The 13055-nt window shown below is 44.4% G+C and carries 16 protein-coding genes and 2 tRNA genes; 9 read left to right on the plus strand and 9 right to left on the minus strand.

Annotated elements, in window-relative coordinates; all coding sequences use genetic code 11:
• Positions 1–154 precede the first annotated feature (154 nt).
• From GTW09_RS15750 to orn, 3 genes are all read right to left on the minus strand, one after another.
• Positions 155–230, minus strand: a tRNA-Gly gene (locus GTW09_RS15750).
• A 166-nt stretch (positions 231–396) separates the two neighbouring features.
• A tRNA-Gly gene (locus tag GTW09_RS15755) sits at positions 397–472 on the minus strand.
• A gap of 100 nt (positions 473–572) precedes the next feature.
• On the minus strand, positions 573–1118 hold the full coding sequence (gene orn / locus GTW09_RS15760) for an oligoribonuclease (protein ID WP_163112639.1): 546 nt from the start codon (positions 1116–1118) through the stop codon (positions 573–575).
• Between the two features lie 86 nt (positions 1119–1204).
• Here orn and rsgA point away from each other — a divergent pair, with 86 nt between their 5' ends.
• The 4 genes from rsgA to GTW09_RS15780 all read left to right on the plus strand — a co-directional run bounded on the left by rsgA (position 1205) and on the right by GTW09_RS15780 (position 4852).
• Positions 1205–2248, plus strand: a complete 1044-nt coding sequence (gene rsgA, locus GTW09_RS15765; protein WP_163112640.1) for a small ribosomal subunit biogenesis GTPase RsgA — start codon at positions 1205–1207, stop codon at positions 2246–2248.
• Positions 2249–2387: 139 nt separating this feature from the next.
• Positions 2388–3266: an archaetidylserine decarboxylase gene (asd, locus tag GTW09_RS15770; RefSeq protein WP_163112641.1), complete on the plus strand. Its 879-nt coding sequence runs from the start codon at positions 2388–2390 to the stop codon at positions 3264–3266.
• 3 nt (positions 3267–3269) lie between these two features.
• Complete coding sequence (locus GTW09_RS15775) at positions 3270–4151, plus strand: DMT family transporter (RefSeq protein WP_163112642.1); 882 nt, start codon at positions 3270–3272, stop codon at positions 4149–4151.
• 8 nt (positions 4152–4159) lie between these two features.
• Positions 4160–4852, plus strand: a complete 693-nt coding sequence (locus GTW09_RS15780; protein WP_163112643.1) for a glycerophosphodiester phosphodiesterase — start codon at positions 4160–4162, stop codon at positions 4850–4852.
• A 3-nt stretch (positions 4853–4855) separates the two neighbouring features.
• On the opposite strand, the gene GTW09_RS15785 is transcribed toward GTW09_RS15780, so the two are convergent.
• The 3 genes from GTW09_RS15785 to GTW09_RS15795 form a co-directional block, all read right to left on the minus strand.
• Positions 4856–5284, minus strand: a complete 429-nt coding sequence (locus tag GTW09_RS15785) for a MerC domain-containing protein (protein ID WP_071978498.1) — start codon at positions 5282–5284, stop codon at positions 4856–4858.
• A 186-nt stretch (positions 5285–5470) separates the two neighbouring features.
• Positions 5471–6340, minus strand: coding sequence for a divergent polysaccharide deacetylase family protein (locus GTW09_RS15790; RefSeq protein WP_338024971.1), 870 nt, complete (start codon positions 6338–6340; stop codon positions 5471–5473).
• Between the two features lie 267 nt (positions 6341–6607).
• The gene (locus GTW09_RS15795; protein ID WP_232368413.1) at positions 6608–7717 is read right to left on the minus strand and encodes a murein hydrolase activator EnvC family protein; all 1110 of its coding nucleotides are present in this window, start codon (positions 7715–7717) and stop codon (positions 6608–6610) included.
• A gap of 280 nt (positions 7718–7997) precedes the next feature.
• Here GTW09_RS15795 and GTW09_RS15800 point away from each other — a divergent pair, with 280 nt between their 5' ends.
• The 4 genes from GTW09_RS15800 to gpsA all read left to right on the plus strand — a co-directional run bounded on the left by GTW09_RS15800 (position 7998) and on the right by gpsA (position 10311).
• Positions 7998–8426, plus strand: coding sequence for a rhodanese-like domain-containing protein (locus tag GTW09_RS15800; RefSeq protein ID WP_071978497.1), 429 nt, complete (start codon positions 7998–8000; stop codon positions 8424–8426).
• 10 nt (positions 8427–8436) lie between these two features.
• Positions 8437–8697: a glutaredoxin 3 gene (grxC, locus tag GTW09_RS15805; RefSeq protein ID WP_071978496.1), complete on the plus strand. Its 261-nt coding sequence runs from the start codon at positions 8437–8439 to the stop codon at positions 8695–8697.
• 61 nt (positions 8698–8758) lie between these two features.
• Positions 8759–9271 (plus strand): protein-export chaperone SecB, encoded by a 513-nt coding sequence (gene secB / locus GTW09_RS15810; RefSeq protein WP_071978495.1) that lies wholly within the window; start codon positions 8759–8761, stop codon positions 9269–9271.
• A 5-nt stretch (positions 9272–9276) separates the two neighbouring features.
• Positions 9277–10311, plus strand: a complete 1035-nt coding sequence (gene gpsA, locus GTW09_RS15815; protein ID WP_338024972.1) for an NAD(P)H-dependent glycerol-3-phosphate dehydrogenase — start codon at positions 9277–9279, stop codon at positions 10309–10311.
• 24 nt (positions 10312–10335) lie between these two features.
• Here gpsA and trmL read toward each other — a convergent pair whose 3' ends face one another.
• The 3 genes from trmL to GTW09_RS17710 all read right to left on the minus strand — a co-directional run bounded on the left by trmL (position 10336) and on the right by GTW09_RS17710 (position 12311).
• Positions 10336–10800, minus strand: coding sequence for a tRNA (uridine(34)/cytosine(34)/5-carboxymethylaminomethyluridine(34)-2'-O)-methyltransferase TrmL (gene trmL, locus GTW09_RS15820; protein WP_071978494.1), 465 nt, complete (start codon positions 10798–10800; stop codon positions 10336–10338).
• 82 nt (positions 10801–10882) lie between these two features.
• Positions 10883–11866, minus strand: a complete 984-nt coding sequence (locus GTW09_RS15825; RefSeq protein WP_163112645.1) for an alpha/beta fold hydrolase — start codon at positions 11864–11866, stop codon at positions 10883–10885.
• Positions 11867–11924: 58 nt separating this feature from the next.
• Complete coding sequence (locus tag GTW09_RS17710; protein ID WP_163112646.1) at positions 11925–12311, minus strand: type IV pilin protein; 387 nt, start codon at positions 12309–12311, stop codon at positions 11925–11927.
• A gap of 148 nt (positions 12312–12459) precedes the next feature.
• Between GTW09_RS17710 and GTW09_RS15835 the strand changes: the two genes are divergently transcribed.
• Positions 12460–12960: a GspH/FimT family pseudopilin gene (locus tag GTW09_RS15835; protein ID WP_163112651.1), complete on the plus strand. Its 501-nt coding sequence runs from the start codon at positions 12460–12462 to the stop codon at positions 12958–12960.
• The last annotated feature ends 95 nt before the right edge of the window (positions 12961–13055 follow it).

A 13055-nucleotide genomic window follows, 5' to 3' on the forward strand; every position in this document is an offset into this window, starting at 1 on the left:
GAGGTATTAGAGAAACTAAAATTACAAAGTGATTTGATTAAAATTTGGAGCGGGAAACGAGATTCGCTAACTGGCCGACACTCGGTCGCGGGCCCACTGGGGTCGCATGAAATCAAATACAGAAGTTAACTTATAAAATGAGGTATAAAAAATTTGGAGCGGGAAACGAGATTCGAACTCGCGACCCCGACCTTGGCAAGGTCGTGCTCTACCAACTGAGCTATTCCCGCATAGAATCGATGCTATTGCATCTTTTGGTGCTTACTTAGAGTAAGTTTATTTGAATTTGGAGCGGGAAACGAGATTCGCCAACTGGCCGACACTCGGTCGCGGGCCCACTAGGGGTCGCGCTTTTCACGCTCACTGAAAGTAAAGTTTACTATCAGGTTTAAAATTTGGAGCGGGAAACGAGATTCGAACTCGCGACCCCGACCTTGGCAAGGTCGTGCTCTACCAACTGAGCTATTCCCGCAACAAAAAGGCACTTCGTTTGAAGTGGTGCGCATTTTACAAAAATTTTGGGGTAACGCAACCTTTTATTCTACTTTTTTAGTGCCCGTGTTCATGAGTGCTTAAATCGTAAACACTTTCTCGCGGTAATAGCGCATTTCTTCAATAGACTCGCGAATATCGTCTAGCGCAAGATGCACACCTTTTTTCTCAAACCCAGATAGAATCTCTGGTTTCCAACGGCGTGTAAGCTCTTTAATAGTGCTCACATCAATACTTCTGTAATGGAAGTACGCTTCCAATTCTGGCATGTACTTAACCATAAAACGTCTGTCTTGACCTATTGTGTTGCCGCACAGCGGAGACTTACCAGCTTCTACCCATTGCTGTAAAAAAGCGATGGTTTCGGCAGCGGCTTCTTGCTCGTTTACCGTACTTTCGCGGCAGCGCTTTGTAAGGCCGCTTTCGCCGTGCACACGAGTGCACCATTCATCCATACTGTCTAACACGCTATCGGGTTGATGAACGGCTATAACAGGCCCTTCTGCAAGAATGTTGAGCTGCGCATCGGTCACTATGGTTGCAATTTCCATAACCACACAGGTTTCCGGATCGAGCCCCGTCATCTCCATATCTATCCAAACAAGATTGCTATTGTCTTTGCTCATATCATTCCTCAGTGCATTACAGACATGGCAACCATGTCCTACAAACGTTATTATTGTATTAGTATACGTGAAACTAGAAAATAATCGTGGCGAAAAAACCAAAACTTACACAGAGACAGAAGCGTCAAGTGGCTGCTAATCGCAGCAAACGCTTACAGGAAAAACAAACGACGTCTTTATCGGCAACACCCGATGAGAGCGCTCTTATCAGCGGCACCGTAATAGGCCGTTTCGGTAAGCACGCCGATGTTGAAAGCGCTGAAGGTACTATTTATCGTTGTCACATACGCAGAACTGTCGAGTCTGTAGTTTGCGGCGATACCGTATTTTTCAGTAAGGGAGATACCACAGATAAGGGCGTTAACAGTGTTATTGAAATTGTAAAAGACAGACGTTCTGTACTAACTCGCCCCGATTTCTATGACGGTGTAAAACCTATTGCAGCCAATATAGATCGTATAATTGTAGTAAGCGCCATTCTTCCCTCTTTATCTACCAACATCATCGACCGATATTTAGTCGCTTGCGAAGACATTGGTATTACGCCACTTATCGTAATCAACAAAGTAGAACTGTTAAGCGAGGACGAGCGAGCCGATGTAGCGCGTCAACTTATTACCTATGAAAAATTGGGGTATGAAGTGATTTACACCAGTTGCGCTACGGGTGAAGGCATTGAGGCGCTAAACGCTTACTTAAACAATAATATCAGCGTGTTTGTTGGGCAGTCCGGCGTTGGAAAATCGAGTTTAATAAACCAAGTACTTCCTGATGCAGACGAACTCACTGGAGAAATCTCTACAAACTCAGGCCTTGGACAGCACACAACAACAACCGCCAAGTTACTTCATTTACCCGCGGGGGGAGATCTAATTGACTCCCCGGGCGTGAGAGAATTTGGCCTATGGCATATTCCAAGCGAACGCATTACCTGGGGCTTTATAGAATTTAGAGATTATCTTGGCGGCTGCAAATTTCGAGATTGCAAACACCTCAACGACCCCGGGTGTCTTATCAGAGAAGCGGTTGATGAAGGCAAAATCAGCTCTGAGCGATTTGAAAGCTATCACAGAATTCTAGTTTCAATGGAAGAAAATCGCCCCAGTCATAGCCAGCCGCCAGGGGCGTAAGCTTCAGTGTGCAGGTAGTTAAAAACGTACTTATATCGACTTTGACGCATTCATAATCTTAAAGTTGTTTGTAGTAACGTGACATCAGGTACAATTGCTCACCGAGAGCAAGCCTTTGTTTAAAAACGGAGAATTTTCAGTGTTAGATTGGCTTAAAGTTAACTTACAGTACGTCACCCCAAAGCACCTTATTTCACGCTTGGTAGGCAAACTAGCCGCGGCCGAAATGGGAAGTGTGACCACGTCATTAATTAAACTTTTCATTAAACAGTATAACGTCGATATGTCGGAAGCCCTCTATGAAGAGCCGACTCACTATAGAAGCTTTAATGCATTTTTTACTCGTCCTCTCAAACCCGAAGCTCGTACGATTGATACTAATGAAAACGTACTTATTCATGCAGTAGACGGAACGGTAAGTCAATTTGGTGACATTAACAGCGACAGCATTTTTCAAGCTAAAGGCCATGACTTTAGTTTGACAACCCTGCTCGGTGGAAAGCCAGACATTGCTGCGCCGTATAAAAACGGAAAATTCGCCACCGTGTATTTAGCTCCTCGCGACTACCACCGTATTCATATGCCAATTGAAGGCACCCTCACCGACATGATTTATGTGCCTGGCGACCTGTTTTCTGTCAACCCGCTAACCGCTCAAAATATCCCTGGCTTATTTGCTCGGAATGAAAGAGTGGTGGCTATTTTCGACACCCCAGTAGGCAAAATGGCTATGGTGTTAGTAGGTGCAACCATTGTTGCAAGCATCGAAACCGTTTGGGCTGGCACAGTAACGCCTCCAGCGGGTCAGAATGTTCAGCACTGGTCGTACGAAAAAGACAGTGAAGCGGCGGTAAAGCTTGAGAAAGGTGCAGAATTAGGCAGGTTTAAACTGGGCTCTACAATTGTTGTTTGTTTCGAAAAAGACACTATCGACTTTGAAGACTTAGCGCCTGGTATGGTGACTCGTTTGGGTGAGCCCATGGCAATGAAACGTGGCATAAATGATACCGACAGCTAATTTATGAATGCTGTTAAGAAAAGCCTGATATCGCTGCATCTAACTGTAATACTGCTTGGGGGCACGGCACTATTTTCGCGCCTTGTCCCTCTTAGTGCTATTGATATCACGCTAATTCGCTCTGTATTCGCCTGTGTAGCGTTGTTCGCCTTTTTATTTCTAGCAAAAGATAAGGTGAAGCTACACTGCCAGCGTGATTATGCTATTGCCGTTGGTTTAGGCATACTGATGGCGCTGCACTGGGTAACGTATTTTGCGGCAATGCAATATGCCGGTGTATCTGTTGGAATGATTGCGCTTTTCACCTTCCCAGTAATAACCGTACTTATTGAGCCTTTGTTTGAAAAAACAGGGTTAGTCTGGCAAGACATAGTGTCTGCGCTTGCGGTTGTTGCTGGTGTATACCTCATAGTGCCCGAGTCTACCCTTGAAAATGAGATTACACTTGGGGTGTTAATTGGTATCGCCTCGGCAGTGCTTTACGCCTTCAGAAACATTATTCACCGCAAACATTTCAAACAGTACAGCGGCGCGAAAGCAATGGCATGGCAGACACTCGTAATCTCGATTGTTATGTTACCAACAATAGGCAACAGTATTGCTCAAGCCTCAACACACGATTGGCTAATGCTGTTACTTTTAGGCACAGTATTTACCGCGCTTCCCCACGCATTAATTGCCGCAAGCTTACGTCACTTAAGAGCCAAAACATTTTCTCTTATTGCCTGCATGCAACCCCTTTACGGTGTTGCGCTTGCCATAATTGTACTCGATGAAAGCCCAACCTTAAGCACGCTTATTGGTGGCATTCTCATAACGTCAGCCTCGGTTTATGAAACGCTTAATGCACATAAACTACATCAGGCTGATGATACCGATAAATAGGAGCGGTAATGCGAATTTTTGCCCATCGCGGTGCAAGTAAAGTAGCTCCTGAGAATACGATAAAAGCTTTCAAGGTTGCCTTTCAACAAGGTGCTGACGGAATAGAGTTTGATACCTATCAGCACGAAAGCGGCATTATTGTTTTTCACGATAGGCTATTGTTAAGGCGAGCTCGAAAAGCAGGTTATTTATTAGATACCCCGTGGACAGAATTATGCAAACTGGATATTGGCGAGGGCGAAAGAATTCCCACACTATCGGACAGTTTAAAGACGGTGCCACAAGGGCGATGGTGCAATATAGAAATAAAGCATCTTCACTGCGTTGACTCTTGGGTTAGAGAGGTAAAAAAAGCTGTTTTAAACAATGATATCCAGCCGGAACATATTCTCGTTTCATCGTTTAACCATCATTGGCTGGCTAACATTTCAAAGCTATGGCCCGAAGTGAAAATTGGCGCTCTCACCGCAAGTTTTGAACTAGACTGCACGGCAAGTGCACGTGCGCTGAATGCATATTCAGTCAATATTGCGTTAGATGCAGTAGAAAAGGATTTTGTCGAAAAAGCGCGCTTGGACGGCTTCGACGTTTACGTCTATACCGTTGACGAACCTAGAGATATGAAACAGCTAGAAGCTTGGGGCGTTACAGGAATATTTACCAACGTGCCCGATATAGCGCTAGCGGTGCTAGCACCATAAATTTTACTTCGCTTCGGTAGATAAGTGATTAGACAGCACAGTATTTTTGCAGCACTTGCATTGTCTGCAAAGGCGCATATTTAGCCAGTGACCAGTTACAATCAAAAAAGCGCCCAAGGCGATGGTAAACGGCTCGTATGACTCACCAAAAATGTCTTTAAACCAATAAATAACGCCACCGGTGAGCAGTAACACAAGGGGGTAAAGTCGGCCATGATAACGGGTTGCGCCACTGATTAAGGCAACTGCTCCCACAAGGATCGAGAAAGAAAGTATCGTTCTTTCAAACCATACTTGAGCAAAAAACGAAGATCCAATCAAGGGTAATAAGGGCACGAGCACAGGCAACGCCAAGCAATGCAGCGCGCACAGACCAGACACCCAAATGCCTAGTTTGTCTAATTTCGCTGGATTGTCGTCAATTGGAGTCATGCAGACCTTTAAATAAAAAATACGCCAGAGACGTTATAATATAACAAAATAGGGGAAATGAAAAATCTCTTCTCATTAAACTTTTCTCAAACCGCTTAACTTTTTTATTTATGGGATTGTTATAAAGGGGATTTTCCACACTATTAATGACGCGTTTAAGTGTAGTGATAATAACGTTAATGCTTGCTACTTTGGTGATGAAGTGAGGGTTTCGGTTGGAAAGGTGGCAATAAACTGCTCGCCCCTATGAGATTCACGCTTTTGAGGGCAGTTTTTATTTGCAGCACAGCTACCTGAACTGTCGCTAGCATAAGGGGTGTTATCATGTTCCTCTTGAGCGGCAAAATAATCTGCCACCGACAACAGGTTAAATCCTTCTTCATCTAAATCTGGTAAATGTTGCTTTAAAAATGCAATGGTCTCAGGGTGTGGGTGTCCGATAACAACAACGTGGCCTGTTTGGTTGGCGACTTGCTTCATTTTCTTAAATTGTTTAGTTAAAAACGCCTTATCTCTGCGATGGTCTAAAAATATATGTCGGCTTGCATTAGGCACCCCTATTCGCTCGGCGACATCTTGAGCCTTGGTCGATACGGTTGTTCTACTGTCGACGAAAAAAAGCCCCTGGCGTTTAACCTCTTTCATAAGCGCCTGCATTGCATCTTCTTGGCCTGTAAATGCGCTTCCCATGTGGTTATTAATGCCGATAGCATTAGGAACACTCTTGATTGCCTTGCGCAGCGTAAAAGTTATTGCTGCTGGGAACATGTCGGTATGCAAACCTAGAGGGCCCATAAACTTGTTATTAGTAGCCTGCATTGGCATATGCAGCATAACCGGCCGGCCTTCTTGTGACGCCTTTTGTGCAATGTGTTCAGACAGTGGCGTTTGGGGGAGAATAGAAAACGCAACCTCTTTAGGAAGTGAAAATGCGGCCATATCCGAAGGCCTGTACCCGAGGTCATCGAGTATGATAATGACACTGGGTTTCGCTGCAGCTAAATGGCTTGTGCAGCCACCTGCTAAAAGCAAGAAAAAAACGATAGTAAAACGCACGAGTACTTAACCATATCCAATAAGGGTGATTGTTTTTATTTTTGTTTGGCTTTTTGTTTTGTAATTTCTTTTTTTTACTTCTTATTATGCGGTGGCGGAGACCGTGTTTCCCGGCAAACGTAAGGAGCCTTGTTTTGCCCTCGGAAATCTTTTTGTGCTCAGAAATATTTTGAAGCACCAAAAAATTTTTTTAGGTCGTTAAAGCACTTCTAATTATCAACATATCATTTATCAAAGAAGCATGTTATCAAAGTAACGTGCCCTATTTTAATTTAAAAATGCAGTTGGATTAATGGCTTTGCCTTTATGGCGAATTTCAAAGTAGAGATTCGGAAACTCTTGCCCGCCACTTCGCCCTACTAGCGCAATACGCTCCCCGCGCCTCACCTCGTCTCCGGCTTGCTTTAATAACGCCTGATTATGCCCGTAAACGCTCATGTAACCATCTCCGTGGTCGACAATAGAGACCAAACCGAAGCCTCGCAACCAGTCGGCATAAAGTACCTTGCCAGGGGCTATACTGTTTACTGGGTCGCCTTCTGCGCCATCAATCACAATACCTTTCCAACGCACCTGTCCTTGGCGTCGGTTGCCGAAGAGTTTGCGAATGCGGCCCTTAACCGGCGCGTCTAACTGCCCTTTCAATTTAGCCAACCCATCGAGAGTGATTGTGGCTTCGCGCGCAGCTCTTTCAGCGGCTATTCGCGCCTTTTCAATGGCATCAACTAACGCTTTTTCATTGGCTTTTAGTGAGGCTATTTTTTGGCTTTCAGACGCAATGGTTTTATTCAGTTTTTTGAGCGTGGCTTTACGGTCATTTTGGCGTGTAAGTAGTATGGCCCGTTGATTTTCTTGTTCGTCTTTAAGCTGTGCAAGTGCTTCAGCCTTTTCAACTAGTTCTTCATTTACTGTTTCGAGTCGTGCCACGTTATCGCGAAAGGTCTCGATTTCTTTTTGACGTGCTTTCGCAACGTACTTGTAATAGGTAATAACACGCTCGAAGGACTTTGCGTCATCTTGATAGAAAAGCATTTTGGCATAATCGTAATGACCGGCCATGAAGGCACTTTTTAATTGGCTTGCTAATAAAGACTGTTGCTGTCGAATGGCTGACTTTAAAGTAGCCTGTTCTTTTTGCAGCGCGTTTTGCTCTTTTTCTACACGCTCTAGTGACTGTTTTGTGTTACTTAACGCCTTAGCTACTTTAGCAATCTCTAACTCAGACTGTTTAAGTACACCTTCTAGCTCATCAGCACTCGCCTTGCTGTTTTGCAGTACTTGCTGGCGAGCAACCAGCTCAGCTTGTAATTTAGCTAACCGCTCTTTTTGTTCAGACTGCGCTGCGTCTTGACCATAAACTGGCGTAGACAGGTGCATAAGCAGCCCAAGGAGTAAGGTAAAGAGTGAAGTTCGTAAAACCATAGAAGCGGTGAAGCCATCCTAAAAATCGAGGTTGCTTTTAACGCGTTAGCACGCAAGAGTATTTTCAGTGTATCTGAGCCGCTGTCATAATCCCAGTTCAATTTAGGCGTAATATCAACCAGCTAAACGAAATCGTAATGCCAAAGTGTATCGCAATAAACGGCAGGCTGGTTTCTCGTCAATTTTTCTATATACTTTGCACTCTTTTCAAGGTCTGTAGACAGGGTTAGCAGTAATGGATCAACTTATTGAATTTGCCAGCAACAACATTGTTCTTGCTGGTGTTTGGGTAGCGTTAGTGGGCATGTTGATATTCAGTTACGTCAGCGGGCTTACCTCATCGGTAAAAGAACTCAGTACCCACGAGGCAACATTATTGATAAATAAAGAAGATGCTGTGGTATTTGATATGCGTGCGGCGAAAGACTTTAACGCGGGGCACATTCTTGGCGCGAGACAGATTAAACCTGAAGAACTGCGCGAGAAAAATTTTAAGAAGCTTGAAAACAGTAAAGATAAGCCCATTATCGTAGTATGCGCTATGGGCAATCAAGCTCGTGGTACAGCAAGTGCGATGCAAAAAGATGGCTTCGCAAATGTTAATGTATTAAAAGGCGGGATGAATGCGTGGCAAAGCGCTAACCTACCCGTTTCAAAAAAGTAGGTAACCTTTTATGAGCAAAGTTGAACTTTACACCAAGCGCCACTGCCCATTCTGCCACCGAGCCATAGCGCTGCTAAAACAAAAGGGTGTGGAGTTTACTGAATATCCTATCGACGTGCAGCCAGAGCTTCGCGACGTTATGATAGAACGTGCAAATGGTGGCTGGACAGTACCGCAAATATTCATTGATGAACACCACGTTGGTGGCTGTGACGATATGATGGCTTTAGAAGCCGAACGAAAATTAGACCCTATGTTGGGTTTAGCATAAAGCGTCAGCGCGACAGCAACGCTATAAATTGAAATAAAACAACGAATAAATAGGAAATACCATGGCTGACGAAAATCAGACAAATAACGGTGCAGCTGCAGGCGAGCAAGCTCAGCAAGGACCACAGTTCAATATTCAACGCATTTACACAAAAGACATCTCTTTTGAATCGCCAAATGCACCGGCTATTTACACCAAAGAGTGGAAGCCAGAAATAAAGCTCGATATTGATACAAGTACGAATAAACTTGAAGAGAACGTATACGAAGTTGTGCTTTCAGTAACAGTTACCGCAACATTAGGCGAAGAAACTGCATTCCTTTGCGAAGTTCAGCAGGCGGGTATTTTTGCCATTGGCGAAATGCCAGATCAAAACAAAGCTCACACGTTGGGTTCTTTCTGCCCTAACATGCTTTTCCCTTATGCGCGTGAAACTATTTCTAACTTGGTCAACCGCGGTACATTCCCTCCGCTAAATCTTGCTCCAGTTAACTTTGACGCGATCTTTGCAGCTTATGTGCAAAAGCGTGCTCAGCAACAACAGCAAGGTCAAGCGCCTAAGATGGACGCGTAATAGGCGTGAGCATAAACTCAGTTTCTGTGCCCTCGGTTTCTGAGCCCTCAGTTTCTGTGTTGGGAGCGGGGTCTTACGGCACCGCTCTGGCCTTTTGTCTTGCTAGAAATAATAATTCTACCTTGCTATGGGGTCGAGACAGCGAGCATATGAAGGCGTTGGCGCAGTCTCGAGAAAACGCGCGATATCTTCCTGGTGCAACGTTTCCTGATGCATTGCACGTAGATGCAAATTTGGAAAATGTCGTGGCCGCCAGTCGAGATATTTTGGTTGTTGTTCCTAGCCATGCATTTGCAGCTATGCTTACTAGCTTGAAACCGCTCCTGCAACCTCATCACCGAATTATTTGGGCAACCAAAGGGTTAGAGCCAAAAACAGGGCGCTTGCTGCGCGAAGTTGCCGAAGAAATTCTAGGCACGCACTATCCCCTAGCCGTTTTATCAGGCCCCACCTTTGCCAAAGAGATGGTAGCGGGATTGCCAACAGCTATTTCGCTTTCATCCACCGATGATACGTTTGCAGATGAGTTTGCCGCGAAGCTCCATTGCGCAAAGTCGTTTAGAGTGTATAAAAACTCAGACTTTACCGGCGTACAGCTTGGCGGAGCAGTTAAGAATGTTATTGCTATCGGCGCAGGATTGGCCGATGGTCTGGGTTTTGGTGCCAATGCGCGAACCGCGTTGATTACACGAGGTCTAGCTGAGCTTACCCGCTTGGGCGTAAAACTCGGTGCGAATCCCGAAACATTTATGGGCATGGCCGGTCTTGGCGATCTGGTGTTAACCTGTACAGACAATCAATCTCGAAACAGACGTTTCGGGCTTGCATTAGGCCAAGGCAAAACCGTCGATGTGGCTATTGACGAAATTGGTCAAGTGGTTGAAGGGTACCGCAATACAGAAGAAGTACATATATTGTCGGAAAAAGTGGGCGTTGAGATGCCCATCTGCGAGCAAATTTACGCAGTCCTTTACCACGACAAAAACCCGAAAGAAGCTGCCCTTGCGCTTTTAGGGCGAGACTTACGAAACGAGGGCTAGATTGGTAGACGCCTTGCGCGCAGCCTATCTTGCCCCTTCATACCCCATTTGACGCCAGCTTTCATAAACGAACACAGATACGGCGTTGGATAAGTTCATACTGCGACTATCTGGCAACATGGGAATTCTCACTCGCTGCCCTTCAGGAAGCGACTGAATAAAGTCATCGGGTAACCCTCTAGTTTCGGGGCCAAATATCAACGCATCACCTTTTTTATATTTCACGTCGCTATGGAACGCTTTACCTTTTGTGGTACATGCAAAAATTCTTGTCGGTTTTGCATCTTCAATATAAGCATCTAAATTCGCATGGCGCTTCACGTGGGCAAACTCATGGTAATCGAGACCTGCACGACGCACACGCTTATCGTCCCACTCAAAACCTAACGGCTCTATAAGGTGCAAAGCGAAACCGCTGTTAGCACACAAACGAATGATGTTTCCTGTGTTTGGCGGTATTTCAGGTTGATAAAGTACAATGTCGAACATGCTAGGCTTCTATTTTTATATTAACTGAGTAAGGCAGCACTAGCGTTCGCTTGGAACCAGTGCTTTCAAGGAATTTATGATATCACGCGCCGTTTGATAAACCGTGGGATAAATAGTCACATAATCGTATTAATGTAGGCTCTCTCAATGCGTCAGACTCTGTAAATAGCTCGTGATATGCGCGCGGAACAATCTCAAGTTCAGCATTTGGCATATTTTGTACAACTCGTCGCTGGCGCTTATTGTCAATAATACTGTCACCATCAGCACTAAATACTAACATGGGAGTAGTAATAGCCTTGGCGCTATCTTCTATTTTGTGCATTGCCTCGTGAGCCGCGCACAGCCACTCCGTGGTTACCCCTCCCAATTGAATGTCTTGTTCTTCATCGTAGAGGGTTCTAAAAAGTGCGTAGCGAGTTTTACTATGAGTGAGCTTATTGAGCGAATATGGAAAAGCTATGTAAGGAGTTTGACCGAAAAAGTAGCCCGACTGCTGCTTTTTCATTCTGTTTACTGCCAGCCCAGTTCGAATCAACCCATTAGCTACCCAGTTAGGAAGAGCTGGCTTGATACCAAACATAGGTGAGGCAAGAACGGCTCTAGAAAAAAGCGTTGGAGCGCGTAGCAGTGTCAATGCTCCTATTGCGCCCCCCATGGAATGACAAACTAACTGTAGCTCGCCCTGCTGCTTGGGCTTGACTATGTTGTTTACAAAGGTGATGAGGTCGTCAACGTAATCATCAAAACTATCAACATACCCGTGCTGCGGGTCGTGAGTTAGTCGGTCTGACAGCCCTTGTCCACGGTGATCAAGGATGAATACCGCGAAGCCATTTTGATATAAATCGAAAATAAACTCTTTATATTTCAGGTATGACTCTATGCGTCCGGAGCTAATTACTACGGTAGAACGAGGGTTCTCGGGAATACAAAATGCATAGCGTATAGAAAACCCTTCATGGCCTTTAAACGCACCTTCTGTTACATGCTCTTGCCAGAACGGATTAATCATAGTGGCAAAGGTAGTCGCCAAATTGTTCTCAGACGTGAACGTCCAATCCATGTGCTTTGCCTTATTATAAAATTGGTATATTGAAATGATACCTAAAAATCTATGCTTTTTACCAACATACTGATGGAGTTTTAGTCATTGACTGGTCTAATGTTATTACTTTACATGCTGTATCTTTGGTTTGACTGCCTTTTGCAGTGGCAGTTAGTGTATAAGAAGTTGCCGATATATTACTTACCGAGTAGGTGTAGTGCTCAGAAACAGGAGCGCCGAGTTGAGCCGAAGTGGCGTAACTATTATTATCCAAACGATACGACTCTTGCCTTAGTTTCATTTGTAACAGATCATTTTGCGCCGCCTGGCGCCTTGATTCCTGTATATAGCTCACATAACTAGGAACCGCTATAGCGCCAATAATACCCACTATTGCAACCGTTATCATTAACTCAACTAACGTCCAGCCATTCCAATATCTACGTCTATTTTTACTTTTCATACGTTTTTGTCACTTAATATACGGTTATACTTAATGCATTCGTCTAATATTTCTATTATACAAGCATTGCTCTATTGGTTTATCGGTTAATCATAGTGCAGTTCCAGATTTACATAGGTCTTATAAATTATTCAAGGGTATTGGTGGCATGTTGAAAAGTCAGCGAGGAATTTCGCTCCTTGAGCTCATGATTGCAGTGGTCATTATTGGCATCGTTTTATCTGTGGGAGCGCCTGCAGTGAATAATGTACAGCAAAATTTATCATTATCTGGAGCAACTAAAAATAGTTACTTTCTATTTCAACAAGCACGAAGCCACGCAGTCAGGCTATCTAGTGACGTAGTCGTGGATATCTCTGATGGTTCTTCTTGGTGTATTGGCGTTACAGAATTAGCAAACTGTGATTGTAATACAGCCGCAAGCTGTACTGTGGATGGTGTAGAATACGCATTATCAAGCGATGACTTTCCCGGCACTATTATGGAAAATGCGCTGTTCGGTGATGATGACCAAGCCACATTCGACGGCACACGAGGATTGACATTAAACAGTGCAGGCTCATTTGAACTCACCCATGGCTCTATAACAACGCCAGTAAATCTCAACACTGTAGGACTGTCCACTTCCCCTAAACTGAGACAGACATAATTAGAGTTTTCTGCAATGATTAATGCAGGAGACGACTATGAAAAAATCACGATATACAGAATCTCAGATTATTGGGGTGTTAAAAGAAGTTGATG

The sequence above is a fragment of the Alteromonas hispanica genome, from assembly GCF_010500915.1.
In the GTDB taxonomy this organism is placed as follows: domain Bacteria; phylum Pseudomonadota; class Gammaproteobacteria; order Enterobacterales; family Alteromonadaceae; genus Alteromonas; species Alteromonas hispanica.

What these genes read in the sequence shown, in the direction of transcription:
- GTW09_RS15780 (WP_163112643.1), top strand. Translation starts at nt 4,160, where the DNA reads ATGCGAATTTTTGCCCATCGCGGTGCAAGTAAAGTAGCTCCTGAGAAT.
- orn (WP_163112639.1), bottom strand. Translation starts at nt 1,118, where the DNA reads ATGAGCAAAGACAATAGCAATCTTGTTTGGATAGATATGGAGATGACG.
- secB (WP_071978495.1), top strand. Translation starts at nt 8,759, where the DNA reads ATGGCTGACGAAAATCAGACAAATAACGGTGCAGCTGCAGGCGAGCAA.
- trmL (WP_071978494.1), bottom strand. Translation starts at nt 10,800, where the DNA reads ATGTTCGACATTGTACTTTATCAACCTGAAATACCGCCAAACACAGGA.
- GTW09_RS17710 (WP_163112646.1), bottom strand. Translation starts at nt 12,311, where the DNA reads ATGAAAAGTAAAAATAGACGTAGATATTGGAATGGCTGGACGTTAGTT.
- GTW09_RS15795 (WP_232368413.1), bottom strand. Translation starts at nt 7,717, where the DNA reads ATGCACCTGTCTACGCCAGTTTATGGTCAAGACGCAGCGCAGTCTGAA.
- GTW09_RS15825 (WP_163112645.1), bottom strand. Translation starts at nt 11,866, where the DNA reads ATGGATTGGACGTTCACGTCTGAGAACAATTTGGCGACTACCTTTGCC.
- GTW09_RS15785 (WP_071978498.1), bottom strand. Translation starts at nt 5,284, where the DNA reads ATGACTCCAATTGACGACAATCCAGCGAAATTAGACAAACTAGGCATT.
- GTW09_RS15800 (WP_071978497.1), top strand. Translation starts at nt 7,998, where the DNA reads ATGGATCAACTTATTGAATTTGCCAGCAACAACATTGTTCTTGCTGGT.
- GTW09_RS15835 (WP_163112651.1), top strand. Translation starts at nt 12,460, where the DNA reads ATGTTGAAAAGTCAGCGAGGAATTTCGCTCCTTGAGCTCATGATTGCA.
- GTW09_RS15775 (WP_163112642.1), top strand. Translation starts at nt 3,270, where the DNA reads ATGAATGCTGTTAAGAAAAGCCTGATATCGCTGCATCTAACTGTAATA.
- grxC (WP_071978496.1), top strand. Translation starts at nt 8,437, where the DNA reads ATGAGCAAAGTTGAACTTTACACCAAGCGCCACTGCCCATTCTGCCAC.